This is a genomic window from Heyndrickxia shackletonii, from assembly GCF_001420715.1.
Lineage (GTDB): Bacteria > Bacillota > Bacilli > Bacillales > Bacillaceae_C > Margalitia > Margalitia shackletonii.
In genome coordinates, this window is the sequence record NZ_LJJC01000004.1 from 2721833 (window position 1) to 2747212 (window position 25380).

The window sequence follows — 25380 nt, forward strand, 5'->3', positions numbered from 1 at the left end:
TTATACTTTTTTCAAATTTCCTGACCGAAATTCTGCAAATCTTCTGTCTGTATTATAAAGGAGGTGCAAAATGAAACATAAGGAAGAACATGTTCTTGTAAATGATGCTATGAACGGTGATGTTAATGCTTATTCTATATTAGTTCAAAAGTATTCCAACGCTGCCTATGCTACAGCCATGAGCATGATAAGGGATACTCATATTGCACAGGATTTGGCACAAGAAGCGCTTGTTAAAGCATGGTTTAACTTAAGTAAACTAACAAATGCAGAAAAATTTGGCAGCTGGTTGTATACGCTAACAAAACGAATTTGTTTAGACTGGATGAAAAAAGAGAAGAAAACAGAACCGATTGATTCCATTCCCGAATTAACTGATGATACAAACAATGTTGAGGCAGTTTATATTCGTCAATATGTTAAGCAAACCGTTTGGGATGCGATTAATCAATTAGATGAATCAAAACGGATAGTCATCATTTTATACTTCATTAGCGGCTTTACAATAAAAGAAATCAGTGAATATCTAAATATAACAGTAAGTGCAGTAGAAAGTAGAATAAGACGAGCAAAGGAAAAACTAAAAAAGGAGCTGATTCATTTTATGGAAACAGAATTCTCACACAACAATACGGTAGGACAAACCATTCATGATGAAACGATGTGGAGGATTGTACCTAGAATCGCAACTATTGAAATTCCTGTCACTAACATCAAAGCTTCCATCGATTGGTATCAAAAGGTGCTTGGAACTAAGGTTGCTCACGAAACAGATTACGATGCTATGCTCCATTTACAGGGAGGTAACCGAATTGGTGTACCAACGCTGTATTTAGTTCAAACGGAATCTGTAAGGAACCTTTCATTTTTAAACACAAATACAAATATAATCCACAGTGTCATAGACTTTTATGTGCCTGACTTAGAACGTTATCACACTTTCCTAAAGGAGCAAGGAGTCGAGGTATCAGGTATAAATTTTCTCCCTGGTATGGAAGGCAAAGGTGGATTTGGTTTTAAAGATCCGGACGGAAATTCATTATCCGTTTGTAATGTTACACATCAAGGGCAAGTTTAAGAGAGCTAGTGCGTTCCTAGCTCTTTTATTAATGTTTCAGTGTAAAAGAATACTCCTTTTTCATGACCAGTTATGAAAGGAAGGTACCCCCTTTCAAATGCTCCATTGTAAGCAAACTTACCTGTGTTTCGGGCATCTATTGTGCCTTTTAATTACCCATTTCTCCTCTTCTTCCACTGTTTCGATTACCAATCTTGCTTTTTGGTGAAACGCATCCTTCACATATAAAAAAAACCAGTACCACCCGGAAAACCCAAATAGCACTGGTAATGAATCAATTATTCCTTCACAAACTCTATCGTACTTCTAACTGTATCAATCGGGCGCACATAGCTTTCAATTTCTGTACGCTTCGGTTCTAAAAATGGAGGTAAGGATAATTTTTCACCTAATGTTTCATATGGCTCATCTCCCATGAAGCCGGGGCCATCGGTTGCAAATTCAAATAGTATTTGCGGAGCAACTCTTGCATATAACGATTCAAAGAAGAATCGGTCCACGTAGCCGGACGTATGGAAACCGAAGCTGCTCATTCGTTCAATCCATTCTTCTAACACGGAACGGTCTTCTACACGGAACGCAGCATGGTGTACCGTACCATAGCCTTGTCGTCCAGGAGGTAAGATAACATTATGCTCAACAACTACCTGTGCACCATTTCCACCTTCTCCTACTTCAAATAAATGGAATGGACCCTCTTGAGCAATTTCTTCGAAGCGAAGAACTGTTTCCATCATTTCTTTAAAATAACCGAAATCAGCAATTCGAACAAAAATTGGCCCCAAGCCAGTAATAGCATATTCAAGAGGAATTGGTCCCTTTTGCCATGGAGTACCTGAAGCAACACCCTTATTATTTTCATCTGAAATCAGTTGATATTGCTGATCATCAAAATCAACAAATGATAAGGTTTTCTTTCCGAATTGTTCTTTGATTCCAGTATGCTTTACTTCCAATCGATCAAACCTTTTCACCCAATATTCTAATGCTGCATCACTTGGAACGCGAAAGGATGTTTTGGATATTTCGTTTGTTCCATGTGTTCCTTTTGGAATCCCGGGAAAATCAAAGAAAGTCATATCCGTTCCAGGACCGCCAGTATCATCCGCAAAGAATAAATGATAGGTTTGAATATCATCTTGATTTACCGTTTTTTTCACTAAACGCATTCCTAGCACAAATGTGAAAAATTCATAATTTTTTTCTGCACTGCTCGTAATGGCAGTAACATGATGTATACCTTTTAAATCGCGCATGAAAAATTCCTCCTACTGAGATAATTTGAATTTATTATTTCCGAGCATTAGCTTATAAATCATTATGAATTTATTTCGGGATAAGAATATCTCGAATTCAAGATAAATTTATCACAAATCCAATTTTTTGTAAAGAAAAGATACAAGGATAATTTTTTCTAACTTTGTACTATTTTACAAAAAATCCCCAATGGCGGTTATCACTAATACCATTGGGATGTTTTTTTCTAAAATATGAACCATACTTGATCTTCCTAATTAATGTTTCATTCACATCGCAACCGTTTTTTCCTCTTCGTCTTCCCAACCTTTACAAACATCAATCCAATCTTTTGCTTTGGCGTATTGCCATAATTCTTCATTTGTTACTTCAATTGCAGAGTTTGAACTTCCACATGCAGGGAAAACAGTGGTGAATCGTTTCAAGGAAACATCTAAATAAACATCAAGATCATTAACTAATCCAAAAGGACAAACACCACCAATAGCATGCCCTGTTTGTTTAAGTACCTCATCAGGAGTTAGCATTCGCGGCTTAAAGCCAAATTGTTGGCGGAATTTTTTATTATCAACCTTTGTATCCCCTGCCGCAACAACAAGGATTGCCTTCCCGGCCTCTTCTCCCCTAAACGAAATTGTTTTTGCAATTCGCGCAGGAATCACTCCAATTGCATCAGCCGCTAATTCAACCGTTGCACTGGATGTTTGAAATTCCATAATATCCTGATCACGGTTCCATTTTTTTAAATAGGCTTGTACATTTTCCAAAGACATAAATACCATCCTTTCAATCCTTTGTTACGGAAAATAATACCATACTGTCAAGGATTAAAGAAATGAATTGCAGCAAAAAAATTCTAAAGATGCGGAAAACTTCAATCATGTTTTTTCTTAATCCAATTGATTGCCTCCTAATTCACACTTCGTTCAAATACGAAAAAGCTTGTAAAAGGAGAAGTAACCCCTTTACAAGCTTTAAAACTATACTCCTATACTATTATTATAAGATTGATAACTCGTTCCTCTAGACGTGTTATGGAAAATCATAATGATAATGGGCACGATTACAACAAGTGAAAGCATTAGCATGAACAGTGTGAGGGACCAAGGAGTAATTTCATTGTAAGTTTGATCGGAATATTTTTGATAAAATTTACTTACAGCATCATTTCCAATGATTTGTGAATAGTCAACAAACTCATTTTTATCGACTGCATAAAAATAAATATCTGTATTTTCAAAAAGGAAAAAGGAATCGCGTCTTTGATGAGCTTTCACATAACCAACTATAATGGTGGAATCGTATTCTTCCACTTCTTCCTCATTTTCTGGTGTCTCTGGGTCATCTACTGTAATAATCTTTTTCACATGACCATTCGTTACCATCGAATCTAGAATATCAGCTGATTTTGAATCGTAGTAATGCATATTGTCCACAAGGTGTTTTTCAAGTGCGGAACTAAACTTGTTCAAGTCATCATTATTTTCCGCCTTAATACTATTCGTGCCAAAAAGGAAGAAAATTGTTGCAAAGACAATAAAGCCTATCGAATATCTCCTTACAAAACGACAACAACAGCTAGTGAACATTTGCCTATTCATTATTACCTTCCCCCCATCAAAATAACTTTTTACTAAAAGCTAGCCCCTCCTCCTGAAGATTGTCTTACATTTTTGGAAATATAAGCCTACAACTACATTGTAAAGGTTTTCATTTGGAAATTCATCATATTTTTTGAACATTCTAAGTATTTTAAACAACCAAATTACCGTGAAAATAATTATGGTTGTACTTTTGTCATCTAGGATAAATGAGCAAAAAAGGGTATAATAAAATGGAAGCAAACTTTTTGTAAGGGTGGTGACTTTCCAGTGAAAAATCGAACGAAGAAAAACAGAAAAAAACGTACTGTTCTTAAAGATTACTTGAAAGATACATTGAAAAATTGGAAGCCAAAAACGGGGAAAGCGCCTTTATCTAATAGTAAAAAGTTAATTAGTTAAGGGTATCGTTACCCGTTACACAGCACATGAATTCACCCTATTCGTGTGTTTTCTTTTTGATTTTTTATTTTTTCCCGGCCCATTGTCTACATTAACACTACTGCAATTTCTTCTGTTTATGCTAAAACAGACGTTTCCTTTCAATTTCCAGTACATTATGTTATACTATATAAAAGTGAGGTGTCATTATTGACCATTTATAAAGCAAAAAAGAGTAACCTTCATTCACTGCTTTCTAAGAACAATATGACGATGGATGATTTAGAACAAAATACTAACATCTCGAAGACGCAGCTTCATGATTATGCTACAAAAAAAGTAATGAGCTTGCATTCTGCAATGGCCATTTCTAAAGAGTTGAATTGTCAAATTGAAGATTTGTACGAATGGAAAACAGTATAGCTTTTCAGTTTCACTGATATATTTTTTTACATAAAGAAAAAAACAGTCCTGCCGGAATTCGCAGGACTGTTTTCATTAATACTACTTATTTCACATACAAAAATATTCCGAAGAAATGACATGCGGATCCTGCCATCACAAAAATATGCCAAATTGCGTGATGATACTTAAATCCACGCCATACATAAAATACCGAACCAAGTGTATAGATAATTCCTCCAGCAATTAGAAGATGTAATCCTACTGGATTTAGATTCATGATAATTGGCTTCCAGATAACGACGATGGACCATCCCATCAAAATATAGAGGATTGTGGACGTGAAAAGATATTTTTTAACAAAAAAACACTTAAAGATTGTCCCTAAAACCGCTAATCCCCAGACGATTCCAAACATCGTCCACCCTTCCCAGCCTTTTACGATTATCAATAAATATGGGGTATAAGTTCCTGCAATAAAGAAGTAAATAGCAGAATGATCTAAGATCTCAAAAATATCCTTTGCCTTCCCTTCTCGTAATGCATGAACAAGTGTAGAAGACATATAAAGAAATAACATTGTTCCTCCGAAAATAGTATAGCTTATCATATGCCATGCATTTCCATAAAACAGGGAAACGAACACAAGCGTGACAAGTCCTGCAATACTTAAAATTGCACCTATTCCATGTGTAATGGAATTCGCGATTTCTTCTCCTTTAGAGAATGAATGAGTAGCTGCCATAACATCATATCCTTTCTCTATTGACTAAAGTTACAAACAAAATACACAAATTATTTTCTTATATAATAAATAATTAATACCTAAAACAACAAAAGCCCTGCCTCTCTTTTGTCCTAACGGTTCCTTGACCGTGCCAGTGTGAATCAGGCTTTATTAAAATTCAATTACTATTATTCAACAAAGGTGATATTTTATATGTGGAAAACTTGAAAGGGAAATAATTCATAATAGTGAGGAAAGTTTTGAAATCGCTGAGTGAAAGAAAAAGGTGAAACTCCCTATTATTGAAGTTTCACCTTCCATGTTTCATTAAGCTTTTTGTACGTTTGCAGCTTGCTCTCCACGTTGACCTTGTTCAACGTCAAATGTTACCTTTTGACCTTCTTCAAGTGATTTAAAACCTTCGCCTTGAATCGCTGAGAAGTGAACGAATACATCATTTCCACCTTCGCGTTCGATAAATCCAAATCCTTTTTCACTGTTGAACCATTTAACTGTTCCTTGTGCCATGTTCCTATTCCTCCTAGTGTGTCTTACACACAATGGATACTATCCTTGCTCATTGATATAAAGTCGATAAGTTTTTCATCACTTTTTCATCTAACAATACCGAACAAAAATAATTCTTTTTTATAATAACAGAAAAAGGAAGATAAATCAAGTGAGTATATATAACCATTTTATACTTTTACTATACTAAACCAATAATTCACTTTATTAAACATAAGCAAAAATCAAAGTAATTGGCATGCTTGTATTAGAGGATGACATAGATGTTGAGTTAGCCGAAAAGACAATAAAATCCATTAACATTTTTGGTGTATTCAAAGCAAAACCAGAATTAAAAAAGGCATTGAACTATATTGGGAAATAGACCTCAGGTCGAGGTCTATTTCTTATCTAAAGATTACTCCTTATTATTAATCTAGATTTACGAAGGCTTTTTTCACATCTATTTTCTTGTCAATCATCCCTTTTTTATACAACCAACTTGTAATATTGTTCCATACCGATAAATCTTGATGGCCATAGTTTTCCGTTTTATTGTTCATTAAAGGGAGAAGAATGTGTAAACTCTTCGTTTCTACTTGATGATCAAGTGGAAATGTGGAATCCTCATGTTTATAAAGTGTTTTTAATGCAGCATTGGGATCTTTTGTTACAGCTGCTTGTCCCTTTGCCACCGCACTCCAAAATTTCTTTATAACAGATTGCTTTTGTTTCATTTCTTTTTCACTAGTAATTAAAATCAATTCATAATAATTTGGCACCCCATAATCCGCAGGGTTAAATGCATTAACAGGATGACCCTCTTTTTCCAGTAAAATCTTTTCATGATTTATATAACCACCATCAATTCCATCTACCTTTTTCGAAGTAATCGCCGGAATTAAGTCGAAACCTACATCGGTAGTTTTCACTTTATTCGGATTTCCTCCATCCTTTTTTACCATTGTTTTTAATACAGCTTGTTCAAACTCAAGAGAAGAGTAGCCGATATTTTTTCCTTCTAATTCTCTTGGTCTTGTAATTCCGCTATTCTTTGGTACCATCAAATAATTTAATGGTTCTCGAACAATAGCTGCCACCGACACAACTGGAATTCCTTCAGCTCTTGCCATCACTACTTGCGGCTGATAGCTTATTGCTAAGTCCACCTTCCCTGCAGCAACCAGCTTTAATGGATCCGTAGTTTCTGAGGGCATTTTTATATCGACATCCAACCCCTCTTTTGCAAAATAGCCTTTTGCTGCAGCTGTATAAATGGCTGAGTGCACCGCATTTGGATACCAATCCAACATAATGCTGATTTTTTGCAAGCCATCACTTGTTTTTGTCCCACTACTTTGCGAACAGCCCCCAAGCAATATAAGGGCACTTATTATCACTAATATTAAGCATCGTTTCATTATGTCCACCTATTTTCTATTCCAAAATAATATTTTTCGCTCTATCAAACTTACAATGATAAACAATAACATTCCAAGTAAAGAAAGGAGGGTTACCGCTGCAAATACCCCTTCAGCATTTAAATTTCCAGACATTCTTCGGCTGTAATATCCTAGTCCTTCGCTTGCACCTAACCATTCCCCGATTGTTGCTCCTACAACCGCAAATACTACAGCAAGCTTCATTCCAGAAAATAAATGCGGCAACGCAAACGGAACTTCAACCTTCACAAAGCGCTGCCATCTGGTTGCTCCCATCGTTTTCAGTAAATCTATGTATTCCCTATTCACTTGCTTTAACCCATCATAAAAATTTAATACTATCGGAAAAAAGCAAATTAAAATCGTAACAGCCACCTTGCTCCAAAGTCCATAGCCAAACCAAAGGATGAAAATTGGCGAAAGTGCGATAATGGGAATCGTTTGCGATATTAAGACTATGGGGTACATCACTTTTTCCATTGGCTTGGAAAAATACATTGCAATTGCTATTCCAATTCCTCCCGCTAGTGCTAATAAAAATCCTATTAGAACCTCCCGAAGAGTTGCTCCTAAATGAACGCCAAATAAGTCATGAGGATAATGGATCATCATTTGCAAAATAGATGTAGGAGTCGGAATGATAAAGGAAGGGATTTTTCCTGATTGTACAAGCCACTGCCAAACCAACAAAAAGAGAATGGAAGCTATAATAAATAAACCGTATTGTTGTCTAAAACGTTTAATCCAATCCATCTGTAATCCTTCTCTCTAGTTCTTGACGATATTTCACCATTTCTGCTGTATAAATCATCCCAGCTTCTCTCGGTCTTGGCAGATCTACCTTCAATTCTTCCACTCCTTGCTGCGGATGAATAATAAGGATTCTATCACTAAGAAGAATAGCCTCTTCTAAATCATGAGTAATAAAGAGAATCGTTTTATCAAGTTCCTGCCAAATCGAAAGCAGCCATTTTTGCATATCTCGCTTTGTAAAAGCATCGAGGGCTCCGAATGGTTCGTCTAATAACAGTACTTCCGAACCAGTCAGAATGGTTCGCAAAAAAGCGATGCGCTGCTTCATGCCGCCGGAAAGTTGTTTTGGCAAAGCATTTTCCCATTCCGCAAGGCCTGTTTTCCGAAGCCATTCTCTCACATCCTCTTTTGTATAGTTATTTCCTTTTTGAATTTCTGAATGAAGCATTAAGTTCTCTAAAACAGTCCTCCATGGTAAAAGCAAGTTCTGCTGTGGCATATAACCGAAACTGCCCGGAGATGGAATTGCCGTATCCATTAATATTTGTCCCGTTTTCGGTTGGAGCAGTCCAGCAATTAGTTTTAAAATAGTGCTCTTACCTGAACCGCTTTTTCCTATTAAACTAACAAATTCACCTTTTTCAACCGTTATAGAAAAATTGGAAACAATCGGGTTATGATCATAGGTAAAAGAAACCTTCTCTAAATGAAGTGTCATTTTAGTCTTTCCTTTCTTAAAAGGCTCTTTTCTTTATCTACCTTAGAATTTATATGTATCAGTAGATAAGCTACATAAAGCAGCCCTTTATAATGGCCAATCTTGACCAGACATAAGCATTTCCCAAAATAAATATTCATATTTGGAAGTGATTTGAAAATGATTTTCCAGCACTGCCAGTTCGTCCTCTGATTTCCCAATAGTTATTTCATCCAATAATTTGATCAACCATAGTGCAATGGATCCGAATTCATCGGAGGAATACGTCTCTATCCATGTTTTGTAAGGATTATTCTCCAGCTGATGTCCATATTGTTTTTTCAATAGCTTTCCAATTTCCCAGTAGTCCCAAGCACATGGCAGCAGACATGAAATGAGCTCTGCAAGCGTTCCATTTTGGGCAACACTTAACATATAGCTCGTATATGCTAAATTATTTGGCGTAGGCTTTGTTTGTTCCAACTCTTCCGTTGTTATACCAAACTGACTAGCGTATTCCCGATGAACATTCATTTCAAAATGAAGAATGTTATGTAGTAGCTGGGCAAAATGTGTCATCGATGCAAGATCATTTGCTTTTTGAACACCAATAGCATATAACTTCGCATATTGGATCAAATAAACATAATCCTGTTTCATATATTCTTGAAACATTTCTTTCGGAAGTGTCCCTTTCCCTATTCCTTGTACAAATGGATGCTGATGATTTTGATTCCAGATTGATTGAATATTATTAAATAAGCGTTCAGAAAAAGTCATTTTTCATTGCTCCTTCCTGTGGCCTAAAGCTCACGATTGAAAAGACTGTTTTTGCGAATGATTCCCTGCAGTGCCTGATTTTTCAGTAAAACCTTTAAAACAATTATTCCAATTACCGCACCTCCGAAAGAACTTACAATAAATGCTGGAATAAAGCCAAAAACGGCTGCTTTTTGCCCAAGGATAAGAGTGGCCAGCGGATAACAGCAAATAGCACCAATGATACCTGTCCCCACTACTTCACCAGTAAATGCCCACAAAAGCTTTTTCGTTTTCATAAATAAAATCCCTGAAAGAAAAGCACCAATCATACTTCCTGGAAACGCGAAAATCGATCCCGTCCCTGCCATGTTCCGTATAAGGGAAACAATAAATGCCTGGGCAACCGAATACATCGGTCCTAATAGAACAGCCGTTAAAACATTTGCCATATGCTGAATGGGAAAAATCTTTGCAAAGCCTACCGGAATGTACACGATATTACTTGTTAATGTAGTGATGGCAATAATCACACAAGTTAAAGTCATTTTTTTAACCTTACTCATAATAAAAAATTCCTCCTTTATAATAAAAAAACCGCTCTCAAAATAGAAAGCGGTTGTAGCATTAGTTGTATATCTCAACAACAATCTACCGCTTCCCTACGCCAGTACAACCTGGATCAGGTCCAAAGGGTTTCAATCCAACGATTTCTCTCAGCCACACGGCTCCCCTAGCAGATACTAATATTCAATTGGAAGGACGCAAAAAACCCGCCCTTCATGTAAGGACGGGTTACATTTACAAGGATAAAATATTCATTACCTTCATAAATTCAGCCACTTCCTTACGCCAGCACTAACTGGATCAAGTTCAAAGGGTCCAGAACATATCTGTCTCAGTCTGTTTAAGACTCCCCTAGTGATTCATTATTCATTTATATACATATACTAGCACAAATTTTAGAAAAAGAAAGAAGAAATTTTATTATATTAATAAAATAACCATCGGAGATAATGTAATCATCAATCTTTTCGACCTTTGTATCATAAATTGAGTCGGGATTTGGGTACCTTGTTTCCTTAATTCTCCCTCTTTCATGATAACACTCCTTCCATCATTTTTATTTACAGTCAATTTTTTTGGTCTAATGCAACTTTTTATTATATATTATCCAAAATTCAAGATTATGTTCGCCAATTTTGATTATTTTTTTCCTCAGTTTATTAGTTATTATGAATTTATTTATGGTTTTATCTTCACATAGACTTAAAAACGCTAAACACAAAAAAGCCAGTTTCTTATGGAAACTGACTAAGTTGATTATGTAAGGAGCCGCCTTTGCCGTAATTTAATGATAAGAAAGTTTTAAACCACCACTCCTCAAAGTGGGTGTTCTCAGAAACGTTTCTGCGTGTCCTCCATGTCTTATAGACAGAGGCTTGTCATTCCGGTTTCTATATAAACTCCCTATTACAGCTCAAAGGTTAAAACTTTATTATGATTACGAACAACGCAGCTTGTGTTATTATATTACTCCCCTTTTGATAAAAAATCAAATGAAAGGTTTTCCATCCAATTTTAATGTCTGCAGACAAAGATTCCTCTATGTCATTAAAGGCGGTAATTTTCATAGTGTTTTTACGAAAATAACGTTTATATGAAAAAACGAATTCAGTGCCCACTATTGATATTTTTGAGCACTTACACCCGATGAGAAGAAACTTGAAGCTTCCTTTTCGCTATTGTTGCTAAACGGATAGAGAATAATACCGCAATGACAGCAAATATAGCGATCATCCCAACGACACCCATCCATCCGAAATTACTGTAGAAGGTTCCGCTTACCGTACCTCCAATACTTGAGCCTGTGTAATAAAAGAACAAATAAAGAGCTGATGCTTGTGCTTTATCATGTGACGAAAGCTTTCCAACCCAGCCGCTTGCAATGGAATGGCCGGCAAAAAATCCGAAAGTAAAAATAGCAATGCCAATAATTTTTAGCCATAGATTTGTGTTAAGGGTTATGAGTGACCCGATTAATAATATAGCGAGAGAAACTTGCAAGATTTTTCTTCTGCCATGTTTATCTGCCAACATTCCCATCCATGTTGAACTAAAGGTTCCAACTAAATAGACGACGAAAATAAATCCGACTAAGGTTTGACTTAAGGAATAAGGCGGTGCAATTAATTGAAATCCAATATAATTATAAAGAGAAACAAAGCTTCCCATTAATAAAAATCCAATACCAAATAGATAAATTAATCCAGGTTCTTTAAATTGACTGAACAGTGATGTTCCTAATTTTCCAATCTCCAATTTTCGTGCTTGGAAATGAGTTGACTTGGGTAATGTAAACCAAAATAATAGACTCGCAAGTAAACTGATAATACCAATTACTACAATAGCAATTCTCCAATTAAAAAAATCGGTCAGGACCCCGCTGATGATACGTCCGCCCATACCGCCGATAGAGTTTCCGCTTATATATAACCCCATCGCCATTCCCAAACTTTTCGGCTCAATTTCCTCCCCCAAATAAGCCATTGCAATCGCAGGCAATCCGCCTAAAACAATCCCTTGCAGAATTCTTAGTAAAAGTAATAAATGAAAACTTGGACTAAATGCTGTTAATATTGCTAATATCGAAGAAGCTACTAATGAAATCGTCATAACCGGTTTTCGACCATATACTTCTGAGAGAGAGCCTGTAAGCAGCATACTAATAGCTAGTGCAATGGTGGTAGACGATAATGTTAAACTAGATACTGCCGGTGAAACATGATACTCCTTCGCAATATCCGGCAGTAATGGCTGGGTGCTCCAAAGAATGGCAAATGTGTTGAAACCGCCAGCAAATAGGGCTAAATTTGTTTTTTTGAAATTGGCGGTTCCACGTTCTATATATCCCATGATGAATGATAAACTCCTTTTTTTCTAGGCTAAAATTTCTGAACTTGAGAAAGGCTTTTGACAAACACAATGAACCTTTCCGTGACAGGCGATAAATACCTTCCCTTCTTCCATGTGAGCCCGATTTCCCTCATACAAACCGGATTTTTTAAACGGATGAGTTTGATTTTATTCTTATCCAATACTTTCACATCAGGAACGATAGACACTCCTAATTGGGCTTCCACCAAGCCCGCGACAGTACCTATCTCTTCGCCTTCAAATGCTACTTTAGGTGTAAATCCGGCTTCCGAACAAAGTTTATCGACTATCGTCCGTAATCCATAACCATTTTTAAAAGCGATAAATGGTTCATCTCTAATAGAAATCAAATTAATTTCTTCTATTTCAGCTAATGGGTGGTTTGCGGATACAATCAGAAATAATTCCTCTGACCACAATGATTCCCAATGAAGCTCATTATCATCCTGAAGATAGGATAATAAGGCAATATCGCATTCCCCGGTTAATAGCTTCTCAAAAACCTGGAGAGAACCTGCTTGACTCAAGTGAAACTTTACTTCTGGATATTTATTTAAAAATCCTTTCAGAATGCCTGGAATAAAGCTAATCCCTAAAGAGTGCAAAAAGGATAATGAAATGGTTCCGTGATCCGGGTGAATCATATCATGAATTTCCTGCTTGCCTAATTCAATTTCCTGAATAGAGCGTTCCACTCGTTGTAAAAACATTTTTCCATATTTATTTAAAACAATGTTTCGTCCAGTTCGGTCAAATAGCTGAACCCCAAGCTCCTCCTCAAGCTTTGAAATCGCTCGACTTAAGGCAGGCTGAGAAATAGATAGAATTTCCGCTGCTCGCGTAAAATGCTCCGTCTCTGCTACCATTTGAAAGTACTGAATTTGATGCCACTCCATCGCATTACCTCACTAAATTACTTTTTCCGTTATTATCATACTCCACAATTTATATAACTTCCAATTGTATATTTGCATGATATTCATGCATATTAGTTATGAATAGTATGTATTAAAATAAAAAAAGAACAGTTTAAAACTGTTCGCTTTTTAACAACATATAAAACTCCTCCGGTTCATCCACTTTTAAATGTACCGTTGTTACCATTTTTGTAAATCCGTATAATAACTGAGATTTAATTGGTTCCTTTAATATGATTTCCACATTTGGTTGTTCTTTCATAAAATCATTTAAAGTGCCATCAAAAATCATCTTTTTATTCGGAAGATTTTGTTTTACAGTCCCAAATGATTCGACCTTATCTAAAGGAATTATTATACGTTTGGTAATTCCAATTTGTATGTGAAGGTTTCCGCCGAGGAATACAATTGGATTTAATCGAATCGCTTGTATTTCAGCAAGTATAAACAAAATACCGTACACATTTATAAAAATAATGATGTAAGAAAGAAGCGGGCTCCATACATGTAAAAAGAAATGAAAACCTAATGACTCCAATACCATTGCGTGAATCACCATAATATTTAGTGCGATATTACTCGTTTTTATATGGTAAGTAAAAAATTTTAATTTTTGTGGTTTCTTTTTACCCCAGGATAATAGGCTATAATAAAGAATCGATAGTTCGGAGATCATTATTTTTATACTCCTCGATTTCTTAATGGTTGAAAATATTGCGCCTTCCATCCTCGTTGTAAAAAAAGGATGATTGTACTGCTTAAAGTTTCTTATTATCAATGGAATTTTTATAACTATTTTAGATACGAAATACAATTCAATCGTGATAAAAATTGCTTCGACACTAAATAGGATATATTTTGAAATACTGAAAGCAGAAAAAATGTCGTTCGGAATAATTAACCAAGCAGTACCATAGCATGCTGCCACTACAACAAATAAGTATTTAGTGGAGATTCGTTTGCGAATGACTAAAAAATAAGTTGTGAAAGGAATGAAAAGAAGAAAATCAAGAAATGAACCAATGACCACACCAGTAGATATAGGCTTTGCAATGTCCGTATGATACAAGGTATAGTTCGCCAACAAAATTAGGGAAACAAGGAGGATACACCATAAAACCTTTGGATTTGAAATTCTTAGTGTCATGTTCATCCCCCATTCGTTTTGTTATCTTTATTATATTTTAGAATGGTATATGTAAGTGTGGAAATTTTGTGACTATTCCCCTAATAAATATTTTAACCAATCACCTGATTCAACCAGACAGCTTTTTTCAAATAATTGATTTCGACCAAGATATACAAACACCTCTTCCTCCCCTTCATTTGTATAAACGGTCATTTTGATTCTGTCATATAAATTGTTTTCTCTTCCTTCTTCGTAATCCTCCAATTCATCGACCAATTTTAATTGCTCATCATCAATCTCATAAATTTCTCCAAACACCTTGAAGGAAGGATGTTGTTTGATAGCAGGATAGCCAAATCCAGTATCATGTAATTCCCCAAATGTCCAGCATTGATTGGAAATACAAGAAGCCCCTTTTAAATAGTGCTCATTTGTCCCTCCTTTTCTTAATGTTCCATAGACGAATACCTTGTGCATGTTGGTCACCTCTGACATTTTTTTCTTTATTATACTAAAAATTCTTCGTCAATATTGTTTGGCATTTTATATTTAATGAAGCGTCCTGATCCTGTAGTTTTTAATTCCATTGATTTTAAAAAGTATCTTGAAGATTTTGGGGAATTTATCAATAAAAATTTACGGCATGCTTGATTTGAAATGGTAGGCTCGATTAGGAGAAAATATTCATATATAGCTTTCCGGAAACTTGAATTAGATTTATAGCTGCATTTTGCACAATACCAATATCTATTTTTATAATTCATGGGATAGGATTCACAAGAGGGGCATTGGACACCGCGTATTAATTCATTTTGATCTATATCGTATAGTTGCAAAATATTATTATATAAGGGTGTATGGGCATTCAATAAAAGGTCGCTCATCTTTTTCATTTGAGGAGTAGAGAAGATCTTTTTCTTATAAATTTGATGAAAGTCATTGATTCTTTCTAATAGATTAGAAGCATGAATCACGATTTCATAGATACTATTATCTTCTGCGTTAGTGTCTAAAATAGTTGATTGGCGACTAATAACGACTAATCCTTCCATCGGGTATGATTTAATATTATGTTCTTCCATCCATTTTCTTAGTAATTCCTTTTGACGGTTTACTTGGGTTATTGGGTAGGGATATCCCTTCTTTTTACCGTCTAATATTTGAATCATTTGTTTAAATTTTGTATCGAAAAATAAAGTACCTTTGATGGTTTTTACTTCTAGGATAAGGGCAAAATTAGATGTAAGAATTAGTGTATCGATTTGGAAATGCTGTGATTTATATTCGAGGCGTAAACCGTGGAAAATAAAATAATCTTTTTCGGGTAATATTTCTAAATAGTAATCAATATTTTTTTCTCCGAGATGTCCAGTGTTAAAGGTTTTATAATTTTCTAAGATGGTAGGATATTTTTTGTGATTTTTTGGTAGTCGGTCGAGTAGTGCTTTGTCCTGTAAAACTCTTATTGGAACAGTACGATTTTTTACGATCAAATTTACATCACTCCTTTTTTATTGTTGTAATTTAGATTCTATTTTTGGAAGGATAATCCTTCTTTTCTGAAGAAGAAATTTTTTTGCATCTGATTAGCCCTATTTTTTAATAAAGTCAACAATTCCGAAATGCAGGTGCCATTATTCTATTTAATTTGCTTAGATTATTTTTTTCGGTCCCTATCTATAAATGTCAACACAAATATGTACACTTTCGCTTGTATAAGAATGTACAAAATTACTCATTTTCTTTCGCTAAATGATTCTTTAAACGATAAGATTCTCCTACGATTGTAACGACTGTCGCGTGATGTAAAATTCGATCTAGAATTGCGTTTGCTAGCTTCGGCTCTTGAAAGATCTCATCCCATGATTTAAAGTTCACATTCGTTGTCAATATGGTACTTCGTTTTTCGTAACGCATGTCTATGAGTTGGAAAAAGAGCTTCGCATCTTCGGCATCAATCGGTAAATAACCTATTTCATCAATTATAAGTAGCTTGTATTTTGTATAATGCTTTAAACGAGCTTCTAATCGATTTTCTAGTCGTGCTCTCTTTAGATTTTGAATGAGGTCATGACACTTTATAAAATATGTACTAGTTCGTTNTGCTAATTTACTCTTATTGATTTTCATTTTTAAATGCTCCATTAGTTGTTTGAATTTTGGTAAGTCTGAAAGACTAGTAATCTCAAAATTGGTTTCAACATTTAGCGCTATGTACATACTAATCACCCCAAGATTAGTATGAAATGAGCAATCAATTTTGTACATCTTTATTCAAGCACGATTGTACATATTTAAGTTAGCATTTCTACCTATCCAACATTTTAGCTGACCCAGTCTTCTTTTTTTGTGACCTTTTCCTTTGTCATTGTGACCTAAGTTCATTTTTATGTGACCGGCTTTATTTTTCCGCTCCTTATCTAGCGTTCTATCTGACACGGTCTTCTTTCAATGTGCCCTACTCCTTTTTCATTGTGACCCATGTTCATTATAATGTGACACCAACTTATTTTTCCGCTCTCTATCTATTATTCTATCTGACCCGCTCTTCTTTCAATGTGACCTCCTCCTTTTTCATTGTGACTCATGTTCATTTTTATGTGACCCTCTTCTTTTTCCGCTCCCAATCTAGCATTCTATGGGACCTACTCTTCTTTTTATGTACCCTCTTCCGATTTCAATGTACCCCTTTTTCATTTTAATGTGACCTGCTTCTTTTTCTGCTCCCTATTTAGCATTCTTTCCATCCCCTTCTTCTTTTTTCTGTTCCCTCTTCCGCTTTCTTTGTGCCCCTTTTTCATTTTAATATGACCTGCTTCTTTTTTCGGTCCCCATCTAGTTTTCTATGTAACCCACTCTTCTTTCAATGTGCCCCCTTCTGCTTTCTTTGTGCCCCTTTTTCATTTTAATGTAACCGGCTTCTTTTTCTGCTCCCCATCTAGTTTTCTATGTAACCCACTCTTCTTTTTATGTACCCTATTCCGCCTTCATTGTGCCTCATGTTCATTTTTATGTGCCTCTCTTCTTTTTCCGCTCCCTATCTAGCATTCAATGTAACCTGTTCTTCTTTTTTTGTTACCTCTTCCACTTTCAATGTCCCCCATGTTCATTTTAATGTAACCGGCTTATTTATCCGTTCCCTATCCACTATTCTATCTAACCCGTTCCTCTTTCATTGTGCCCCATGTTGTCCCCCGTACCAACCCAACATAACCTCAAAAAGCCTGCAATCAGCAGGCTAACATCCATCCTATCCCTTTAAAACCAACTCTTAATTTCTCTCCACAACCTCCCCCACCATGATGTAGATTGCTTCGTCTGATTCTGGTTTGCATATTTAACATTTTTCGTAACCACATTATTATTGGTATGTCCTGTATTATCAGAAGTATTTGTCGTTACAATACTATTACTCGTCTTTTTCACCTTAACATCTTTATCAAATACAAGTACATAAGTTTTTCGCTTATCGTCTTTTGTGACAACGATAGAAATGATTGTTTTCTTAGCATTATCACCCAATTGAATCGTACTTTCTCCACCCTCTATCGAAACAGATGCTCCGCTTGTTCGGGGAATCGCATCGATCGTTACACTTTTCACACTGCTTCCAACTGCAATATGGTAGGTATATTCATCGCGCGAAAACGTTTTATTCCACGTCCCGCTCGAAACACTTAAACTGCTAAGTTGTGCCTGGCTTTGTTTTATTTGATTTCCAGTTTTCTGACTAGAGGTACCTTGTGCATTATTCAAGAAGCCAGAATTTTTCTGACCAGTTTGCATGACTGGAAAACCCGTATTTGTTCTACCACTACCATTCGTAACGGTAGGTTTTTTCGCGGGAATTTCATGAACAGAATCATCCGCACGTACCACATGAAGGATATATTTCTTACTCTCACCATTCTCTGCTGTTACATCAATCGTTATGTCAGACTTTCCAATAGGAATCTTTACCGTAGCACTTTCCTGGTTCAACAACCTACCGTTGACCTTTACCCTTTCAATAGCATCAAAAACCTCTGGAGTTACAGTTAACGACTCAACCTTATTAGGAACTTCCACCTCATATTCAGTTACGGAAGAATTAAATGCTTTTGATAGTTTACCGCTTGAAAGTTTAATATTTTGCAATAAATTATTGCTGCTTAATTTTCGAGAAATGGACAACGTATATGTAACAGGTGTGTTTATTCCATCATCCACTACAATCGAAAAAATATTATCTCCAGAATTCACATTTAATGTTACATTCGTTGGATCCTCTACCTTATTTCCATTTATGGTTATTACCTCATCCGCATTAGCTGTTATATGTAAAGTAACATTTTTCACATCATTTTCTACCGTTGCACGATAATTCAAGACGTTTGATGAAAAAGCTTTATCCAACTTGACCCCATCAATCTCTAAATTCTCCAATTGATTTGCCGACTCAATTTGACTCTCATTAATATTTGTTACCGTATCGGCAAAGGAAGACGGAACATACATGTAAGTTCCAGCACTCACTACTGTTGCAGCCAAAATGATTTTCAAAGATTTTACTTGCATAACGTATCAACCTCCTTTGGCTCCTTTTTATATTTTAAAAAAATAGCTAAAGTAAAAAAAATCGCTTCCCTACAAGTTTATCAACTAAAATATTTAAACAAAAAATATCACCTAAAACTTAACTTTTTCTTAAATAAGCAATTCATTTTGTGTGCTCTTGTTTGTTTGCTAAAATATAATGACACAAATTCAATGAAAAGGAAGAGGAAAAAGAAAACATGACTCAATCTTCTGTTCATCATACATTAAAAAATCTTCGTTATTCAGTGTTAGATCTTTCCCCTATTATTCAAGGAGGAACTGCAGCTGATTCTTTACGTAACACCCTTGATCTTGCCCAACATGCTGAAAAATGGGGATATACACGATATTGGCTTGCGGAACACCACAATATGCCCGGAATTGCAAGCTCTGCAACCTCTGTCGTGATAGGACATGTAGCAGCAGGCACATCCAAAATCAGAGTCGGGTCTGGTGGAATTATGCTGCCAAATCATGCACCGCTTGTTATCGCTGAACAATTTGGAACCCTTGAATCTCTCTTTCCGGGACGTATTGATTTAGGACTGGGGCGTGCACCTGGTACCGATCAAATTACCGCACACGCATTAAGACGTGACCGGCTTAGTGATGGATCTGATTTTCCAGAACAAGTTGCAGAGCTTAGAGGATACTTTGACCCTGCTTTACGAACAGGTAATAGATATGTGAAGGCTGTTCCTGGAGAAGGACTTCAAATACCTATTTGGTTATTAGGTTCCAGCGGTTTCAGCGCACAACTTGCCGGCCAGTTAGGATTGCCATTTTCCTTTGCAAGTCATTTTTCTCCTGAAAACACTTTACCGGCTCTTGATTTATATAGAAGAACCTTCCGTCCATCGAAAGTGCTGGATAAACCATATATAATGGTTGGGGTAAATGTCATTGCTGCAGACTCAAATGAAGAAGCACAAAAACTCGCAACATCCATGCAACAGCAATTTCTGTCATTGATTCGGAATAATCCTGGGCAATTGCAGCCGCCTGTAGACAATCTTGATGAAATTTGCAGTGATTATGAAAAAATTCTGCTTAAAGAAAGAACGGGATCATCCATTGTCGGAGATAGACATGCAGTAAAAGAAAAGCTTCAAAATTTCTTAAACGAGACAAATGCAGACGAGTTTATTATCAATGCACAAATTTTTGATCACGAGGCAAGACTGCAATCATATAGAATCGTTTCTGAAATATTCAACGAAGCGTAAAGAAACTCAGTGGATTCACTGAGTTTCTTCCTTTTTTAGAAGTTGTGTTATAATAAAACAGAACTAAAGATTAGGAGGATTCCTATGCAAACAAACCAATTAGTGATACTTGATCATCATAAAACCATCCGTTTAACCGTTGAAAGAATGGCAATTTATTTACAAAGCAAAATTATCGAGGCCTATGACCAGGATCAGCAAGTATATTATGTATTTTTTTACAAGGATCACTATCTTACTGCAGCGAAGACAACCAAACTGATAAGACATTCACATATCGAATATGCATTTAAGAAAGGAATTATCATTCCAGCCAATCATCCACTTGTCGAAACCGTAATATCCTCCAATCAGATATACAAAAAACGCACCTTCCAACAAGTAATAGATAAAATGGAAAAAATCTTAACACCTCACGAACTGGCCAACCTAGCAACATTATTTGTGTCCTTTATACCGAAGAAAAAAATTTTCACCTACATTCAAAACCTCTATTATGAACACCGTCGTAACGGACAAATGTTTCTGAGCTATCGCATTATCCGAATACTGATGGATTTCACACCAACTCACTCATTTGTAAAAGAACTATCCAATCACTTAGACTTTATTAAATATGCTAAACTCTATCAACAACAAGCAGATATTTTATTTTCCAAAGACCCCATTTTTGCAGAAAAACTTTTATATTCTACAATAGAGGAGAAAGACCATTTCCACAGGCTCTCTGCATTGCTGGAGCAACAATCTAGATGGACAGATATAATTGCCATTCATATTCGATATATATCCATTAATCAAAAAAGCTTGCCCACTCTTCTCCTTCTGCTAGAAGAACATTTTCAAGATGACCAAATGGTACAGGTGTTGGAAGCCCTGAATGAACAAGTACCTAATATTACGGAAGTGCAACAAACTTTATTAAAGAAATATTTCTATCTTCGTGACACTGAAAAAATCTTAAATCTTTTGTCCTCACAAAACCTTACACTTAATGAAATGCAAACAATGGAGTTTATCAAATTGTTAGAGGAATTTAATTTTGAGGTTCATCATGATCATCTAGAAAAACTTCATTTGTTTTTCATCCCCTTTTTCAAGATAAATCCGAAAGAAGCGGTGGATTTTCTGCAAAAATGGGTAATTCAATTACTTACAAATGGGTATGATATTTCCACAATCAAAATAATGCTTCAATCTTTACGAAAAGTAAAAGAGGCTGTCCCTATTTTAATGAAAATCGAAAAAATGCATTCACTTACAGATGATCCTGACCAACAATTGTTGCTTGGACAGCTTTATTATCAATTTAAGCAGTATGAGCAAGCGATTGAATGCTTTAGTTGGGAAATGGAGCTAAAAAATGTTGATCCCAAACCAGTACAATGGCTATCCAAAATCTACAATGAATTAGGGATGAAACAAGAATATTTGGCATATCAACAGCTTTGTATTGACATGCAAAAAAGAGCATAATGAATATGCTCTTTTTAAGCTAATTACAAGCTTCCAAAAGGATGATCCTGTAGGAAGCTTGTACTTTATCAAAAAGAAATCAAACCTCAAAATACAAGTGGCGATGAAAATGGCAGCCCGGATTAAAATTTTTTTTACAATTAGGGCATTTATAGTTACCATTTAGATATTCTGTAATCGTTAATTCCGTTCCACAGGACCCGCATAGGATTGCTTTTCGATGAAACTCTTTTTTTGGCCACACTTCAGGGTGCCCGCATCCATGTTCTTCATGACATTGATAGCATGGAAAGTAAGTTTGGCAGCAATAAAATTTAATGGCTATACGATCCTTTTCCGTATGATAGTGCGTACAGCGAGTCTCATTATCTACTAGACTGCCTTTCACCTCATGAGCTTTTACTTCCAAAATACATTACTCCTTTACAGAGCTAGAATTGGCGTGTCCGACAGTAATTCTTAATCCTTAATCATGAATATAGACATTTGTCCCGATTGGGACGATGGCCGCAAGCTCCAGTACATCTCTATTATACATTCTTATACATCCATGTGACACGTTTTTCCCAATAGATGCGGGATTATTGGTGCCGTGGATACCGTAATGCGGCTTTGATAAGCCCATCCAAAATGCCCCGAAAGGTCCACCGGGATTGTTTTCTTTATTAATAACAGTATAATTGCCAGTCGGTGTAGGTGTTAGCATTTTTCCGATTGCAACAGGATACCTTTTCATTACTTTACTGGCATTATATAAGGTTAAACGATGCTTCTTTGTATCAACATCAATCCATAATACCATTTCATCATCTCCAAAAAACGGACTCTCCTCTATTTTATAAACTGAACAGGAAAATGTGCTAATTTAGCGAAGCGCCCATTTTTCTTGCAGATAGGCTCCTTCCCAATCGTTATACATACCCTATATTGTAATGAATAAGAGAGAAAGGAATGGTGGATTAATGCCCCCATATTATCATCATTATTATCCTCCGTATGGCCATGGATATGGTTATCATGGATATTATCCTGTTGCCTACCATCCAGGATATTACCATCATCCATATTATGGATATCACCATGGTTATTATCCTCATGATCATTACGATCATCACTGGCATCACGGAGGGCATTACTACGACCATTACTAGACTATCTGAGAAGATATGGAAATCCCCATGTCTTCTTATATTTTGCATCTTTTCTTAACAAAATCATTATAAGAACGATTAACTTTTTTCAGAAACAAATCTACATTGGGATTCATAATCATTTACAAAAAAACTTTATTGCATTTCGTTTAATGGAAGGAAAATTTCGAAGACAGACCCTTTATTTAACTTACTCGTAACAGTTATCGTTCCCTTATGGTTTTCTATAATTTTTTTGCTGACCATGTAGCCGAGACCTGTCCCCTTCTCCTTAGTTGTATAGAATGGCTGTCCCAATTTTTCTAACACGGATGCAGAGATGCCATAACCCTCATCAATAAAACGAATCAGTACACCAGTCGAATCCTTTAACATTATTTGAATGGTAAGAGTCCCTCCTTTTGGCATAGACTCAATCGCATTTTTGATAAAATTAATACAAACTTGCTTAATCTGATTTATTTCACAATGAATATAAATTTCCTTTTCGTGATACAATGTTTTGATTTCAACATTATTTAATAATGCTTCCATATTTAATAGTGTAATAACCTCATTAATTAATGAATGGATTTCGATCATTGAAATCGTTATCGTCTGTGGTTTGGCAAGTATAAGCAATTCACTTAAAATTAATTCAATGCGCCCGATTTCGGAAGTAATAATATCAAAATACTCCGGTTTGTCTGGAAGATCCGATTTTATTAACTGGATAAATCCCTTTATTGCAGTCATCGGATTTCGAATTTCATGGGCGATTCCTGCTGCGAGCTGTCCGGCAATGGAAAGTTTCTCCGAGCGGACAAAAAGTTCCTCTGCCTGCTTCTTTTCTGTAATATCACGAATGATAACAGCCCACCCGTCAAATCCTCGTTTCTCTTTCTGCAGATGAAAACCCGAAATTAGAACATTTAAAAGGGTACCATCCTTCCTCAGCCTTTTCGTTTCATGGCCCTCCCATGGAATACCTTTTTTAATTTGCTTTACTTTATCCGCGACCTCTAATTGATCCTCTTTAATTTTATATGGCAACTTATCTAGTTTTAACCCAAGCAACTCTCCTGCTCTCCAACCAAACACTTGCTCAAATGTGGTATTGACCCTTATCACTCTGTCATCATTGTCAAAAATTAAAATGGGGTCTACATTATGATCAATAAAGGAATCTAATCGTTCTCTGGCTAATTTTAATTCCTTCTGCACTTTCTTTTTGGAGGTAATATTCCGAGCAATTCCATAAACTCCCACTACCTGTTCATCCACAACCATCGGAATATAGGTTACATCAAAAATCAATGCATTGTTCTTTTTATTGGTGGCCATTAGTTGGAAACGTTGTACATTGCCCTTAATGGCTTGATTAAAATGATAATCTCCTTTAATAATATTATTTTTAATGATTAATTTCCTAAATGAGGTTGGATTTGCAGATAACTCTTCCATCGTATAACCCATGGTATCTTGGAAAGCTTGATTAATAGACGTATATTTGCCTTCTAAGTCCAATGAAAATGTCACATCAGGATGATTGATAAATAAGGATTTATATCTTTCTTCACTTTCCTTTATTTGAAGTTCATATTTTTTTCTTTCAGTAACATCTCTTGAAAAGGATAACACCTCTACTAAATCATTGTTATCATCAAAAATAGCTTTAGCAGTGGTTTCCAGCCAAATATAATGGCCATTCTTATGTTTAAATCGAAAACTAAACCTGCGAATATCTGACAAATTCACCATTTTTAAGTGATTCCCCAGAATTTCATTAATATCATCCGGGTGACAAAAATCTAATACACATTTTCCTTTTAGTTCATTCGGTTTATATCCAGTTATTTCAAAACATGATGGAGAAATATATACTACTCTAATAGATGAATCATACTTTACAATAATATCAACTGAATTTTCTGTTATTAATTGGTATTGTTTCTTTATTTCTAATAAATTTTCTTCTGTCTTTTTCTGCTTACTTATATCTTGAAGCTGAGAAATAAAAAATAATGGTCTATATTTCCCATCTCTTACTAAAGAAATCGTCAATGAAACAGATATAACATGTCCGTCCTTATGAAAAAAACGTTTTTCCAAAGAATATGAATCACGAATTCCAGCTAGCACTTCTTGTTTTACAATCATATTTAATTCCAAATCCTCAGGATGTGTATAATCATTGATATACATACTTCTCAATTCATCTTCCGTATATCCTAATAATGAACAGGCTATCGGGTTCACTTTAAGAGCTTTTCCGTCCAATGAAATTAATGCCATCCCAATCGGAGCATAATGAAACGCCTGCCAAAACAGAGATTCCTGCTCGACACACTCATTTTTAACCATGAACCTAATCCCCCAATGT

The 25380-nt window shown here is 35.6% G+C and carries 27 protein-coding genes, 1 other RNA gene and 2 riboswitches; of the genes, 7 read left to right on the forward strand and 21 right to left on the reverse strand.

The annotated features are described in order from the left end of the window. The first annotated feature begins 70 nt into the window (after positions 1 to 70). A complete protein-coding gene (locus AN964_RS12925) occupies positions 71 to 1078 on the forward strand; it encodes a sigma-70 family RNA polymerase sigma factor (protein ID WP_055740073.1) in 1008 nt (335 codons plus the stop codon). Between the two features lie 278 nt (positions 1079 to 1356). Here the strand turns inward: AN964_RS12925 and AN964_RS12930 are convergent, their stop codons facing one another. The 3 genes from AN964_RS12930 to AN964_RS12940 all read right to left on the reverse strand — a co-directional run bounded on the left by AN964_RS12930 (position 1357) and on the right by AN964_RS12940 (position 3936). After that, positions 1357 to 2334, reverse strand: coding sequence for a ring-cleaving dioxygenase (locus tag AN964_RS12930; RefSeq protein WP_055740074.1), 978 nt, complete (start codon positions 2332 to 2334; stop codon positions 1357 to 1359). 270 nt (positions 2335 to 2604) lie between these two features. Continuing rightward, positions 2605 to 3108 carry a YbaK/EbsC family protein gene (locus AN964_RS12935; protein ID WP_055740075.1) on the reverse strand — a complete coding sequence of 168 codons (504 nt, stop codon included), beginning with the start codon at positions 3106 to 3108 and terminating at the stop codon, positions 2605 to 2607. A gap of 207 nt (positions 3109 to 3315) precedes the next feature. Next, entirely contained in the window at positions 3316 to 3936 is a 621-nt protein-coding gene (locus AN964_RS12940; RefSeq protein ID WP_055740076.1) for a hypothetical protein, read from the reverse strand. 270 nt (positions 3937 to 4206) lie between these two features. Here AN964_RS12940 and AN964_RS27295 point away from each other — a divergent pair, with 270 nt between their 5' ends. Together AN964_RS27295 and AN964_RS12945 are read left to right on the forward strand one after the other, a co-directional pair. Further along, positions 4207 to 4338 carry a hypothetical protein gene (locus tag AN964_RS27295; protein WP_268888414.1) on the forward strand — a complete coding sequence of 44 codons (132 nt, stop codon included), beginning with the start codon at positions 4207 to 4209 and terminating at the stop codon, positions 4336 to 4338. Positions 4339 to 4527: 189 nt separating this feature from the next. Further along, a complete protein-coding gene (locus tag AN964_RS12945) occupies positions 4528 to 4740 on the forward strand; it encodes a helix-turn-helix domain-containing protein (protein WP_055740077.1) in 213 nt (70 codons plus the stop codon). A gap of 85 nt (positions 4741 to 4825) precedes the next feature. Here AN964_RS12945 and trhA read toward each other — a convergent pair whose 3' ends face one another. Further along, the gene (gene trhA / locus AN964_RS12950; RefSeq protein ID WP_055740078.1) at positions 4826 to 5464 is read right to left on the reverse strand and encodes a PAQR family membrane homeostasis protein TrhA; all 639 of its coding nucleotides are present in this window, start codon (positions 5462 to 5464) and stop codon (positions 4826 to 4828) included. A gap of 309 nt (positions 5465 to 5773) precedes the next feature. Next, the gene (locus AN964_RS12955; protein WP_055740079.1) at positions 5774 to 5974 is read right to left on the reverse strand and encodes a cold-shock protein; all 201 of its coding nucleotides are present in this window, start codon (positions 5972 to 5974) and stop codon (positions 5774 to 5776) included. 232 nt (positions 5975 to 6206) lie between these two features. Here AN964_RS12955 and AN964_RS26395 point away from each other — a divergent pair, with 232 nt between their 5' ends. Further along, positions 6207 to 6338, forward strand: coding sequence for a hypothetical protein (locus tag AN964_RS26395; protein ID WP_280513082.1), 132 nt, complete (start codon positions 6207 to 6209; stop codon positions 6336 to 6338). Positions 6339 to 6384: 46 nt separating this feature from the next. Here the strand turns inward: AN964_RS26395 and AN964_RS12960 are convergent, their stop codons facing one another. The 13 genes from AN964_RS12960 to AN964_RS13015 form a co-directional block, all read right to left on the reverse strand. Beyond that, positions 6385 to 7374 (reverse strand): ABC transporter substrate-binding protein, encoded by a 990-nt coding sequence (locus AN964_RS12960; RefSeq protein WP_055740080.1) that lies wholly within the window; start codon positions 7372 to 7374, stop codon positions 6385 to 6387. 9 nt (positions 7375 to 7383) lie between these two features. Continuing rightward, positions 7384 to 8148 carry an ABC transporter permease gene (locus AN964_RS12965; RefSeq protein ID WP_055740081.1) on the reverse strand — a complete coding sequence of 255 codons (765 nt, stop codon included), beginning with the start codon at positions 8146 to 8148 and terminating at the stop codon, positions 7384 to 7386. Beyond that, positions 8135 to 8866: an ABC transporter ATP-binding protein gene (locus AN964_RS12970; protein ID WP_055740082.1), complete on the reverse strand. Its 732-nt coding sequence runs from the start codon at positions 8864 to 8866 to the stop codon at positions 8135 to 8137. The genes AN964_RS12965 and AN964_RS12970 overlap by 14 nt, the downstream gene beginning before the upstream one ends. A gap of 87 nt (positions 8867 to 8953) precedes the next feature. Then, positions 8954 to 9625 carry a thiaminase II gene (gene tenA / locus AN964_RS12975; RefSeq protein ID WP_055740083.1) on the reverse strand — a complete coding sequence of 224 codons (672 nt, stop codon included), beginning with the start codon at positions 9623 to 9625 and terminating at the stop codon, positions 8954 to 8956. A gap of 23 nt (positions 9626 to 9648) precedes the next feature. Beyond that, a complete protein-coding gene (thiW, locus tag AN964_RS12980; protein WP_055740084.1) occupies positions 9649 to 10170 on the reverse strand; it encodes an energy coupling factor transporter S component ThiW in 522 nt (173 codons plus the stop codon). Between the two features lie 76 nt (positions 10171 to 10246). Then, positions 10247 to 10349, reverse strand: a riboswitch (TPP riboswitch). Between the two features lie 82 nt (positions 10350 to 10431). Then, positions 10432 to 10534: riboswitch (TPP riboswitch) on the reverse strand. 398 nt (positions 10535 to 10932) lie between these two features. Next, positions 10933 to 11129: non-coding RNA, 6S RNA (ssrS, locus tag AN964_RS25585), on the reverse strand. Positions 11130 to 11308: 179 nt separating this feature from the next. Beyond that, entirely contained in the window at positions 11309 to 12520 is a 1212-nt protein-coding gene (locus AN964_RS12985) for an MFS transporter (RefSeq protein ID WP_055740085.1), read from the reverse strand. A gap of 29 nt (positions 12521 to 12549) precedes the next feature. Then, on the reverse strand, positions 12550 to 13437 hold the full coding sequence (locus AN964_RS12990) for a LysR family transcriptional regulator (RefSeq protein ID WP_055740086.1): 888 nt from the start codon (positions 13435 to 13437) through the stop codon (positions 12550 to 12552). Between the two features lie 133 nt (positions 13438 to 13570). Next, the gene (locus AN964_RS12995) at positions 13571 to 14605 is read right to left on the reverse strand and encodes a hypothetical protein (RefSeq protein WP_055740087.1); all 1035 of its coding nucleotides are present in this window, start codon (positions 14603 to 14605) and stop codon (positions 13571 to 13573) included. Positions 14606 to 14677: 72 nt separating this feature from the next. Continuing rightward, entirely contained in the window at positions 14678 to 15064 is a 387-nt protein-coding gene (locus AN964_RS13000) for a gamma-glutamylcyclotransferase family protein (protein WP_055740088.1), read from the reverse strand. A 29-nt stretch (positions 15065 to 15093) separates the two neighbouring features. Continuing rightward, complete coding sequence (locus AN964_RS13005) at positions 15094 to 16080, reverse strand: nuclease-related domain-containing protein (RefSeq protein ID WP_055740089.1); 987 nt, start codon at positions 16078 to 16080, stop codon at positions 15094 to 15096. A 238-nt stretch (positions 16081 to 16318) separates the two neighbouring features. Continuing rightward, positions 16319 to 16689: ATP-binding protein (locus AN964_RS13010; RefSeq protein WP_161809283.1), on the reverse strand; the 371-nt coding region annotated here is incomplete at its 5' end. A 1156-nt stretch (positions 16690 to 17845) separates the two neighbouring features. Beyond that, positions 17846 to 19144: a cadherin-like beta sandwich domain-containing protein gene (locus AN964_RS13015; RefSeq protein ID WP_055740090.1), complete on the reverse strand. Its 1299-nt coding sequence runs from the start codon at positions 19142 to 19144 to the stop codon at positions 17846 to 17848. Between the two features lie 218 nt (positions 19145 to 19362). On the opposite strand from AN964_RS13015, the gene AN964_RS13020 reads away from it, so the two are divergent. After that, positions 19363 to 20391, forward strand: a complete 1029-nt coding sequence (locus tag AN964_RS13020) for an LLM class flavin-dependent oxidoreductase (RefSeq protein ID WP_055740091.1) — start codon at positions 19363 to 19365, stop codon at positions 20389 to 20391. Between the two features lie 84 nt (positions 20392 to 20475). Then, positions 20476 to 21867, forward strand: coding sequence for a tetratricopeptide repeat protein (locus tag AN964_RS13025; RefSeq protein ID WP_055740092.1), 1392 nt, complete (start codon positions 20476 to 20478; stop codon positions 21865 to 21867). A gap of 79 nt (positions 21868 to 21946) precedes the next feature. On the opposite strand, the gene AN964_RS13030 is transcribed toward AN964_RS13025, so the two are convergent. Together AN964_RS13030 and AN964_RS13035 are read right to left on the reverse strand one after the other, a co-directional pair. Then, positions 21947 to 22276: a CHY zinc finger protein gene (locus AN964_RS13030; protein WP_055740093.1), complete on the reverse strand. Its 330-nt coding sequence runs from the start codon at positions 22274 to 22276 to the stop codon at positions 21947 to 21949. Positions 22277 to 22333: 57 nt separating this feature from the next. After that, a complete protein-coding gene (locus AN964_RS13035) occupies positions 22334 to 22669 on the reverse strand; it encodes a L,D-transpeptidase (protein WP_055740094.1) in 336 nt (111 codons plus the stop codon). Between the two features lie 160 nt (positions 22670 to 22829). Here AN964_RS13035 and AN964_RS25590 point away from each other — a divergent pair, with 160 nt between their 5' ends. Continuing rightward, the gene (locus AN964_RS25590; RefSeq protein WP_126647763.1) at positions 22830 to 23018 is read left to right on the forward strand and encodes a hypothetical protein; all 189 of its coding nucleotides are present in this window, start codon (positions 22830 to 22832) and stop codon (positions 23016 to 23018) included. A 135-nt stretch (positions 23019 to 23153) separates the two neighbouring features. Here the strand turns inward: AN964_RS25590 and AN964_RS13045 are convergent, their stop codons facing one another. Beyond that, complete coding sequence (locus AN964_RS13045; RefSeq protein ID WP_055740096.1) at positions 23154 to 25361, reverse strand: PAS domain-containing protein; 2208 nt, start codon at positions 25359 to 25361, stop codon at positions 23154 to 23156. Positions 25362 to 25380 lie beyond the last annotated feature (19 nt).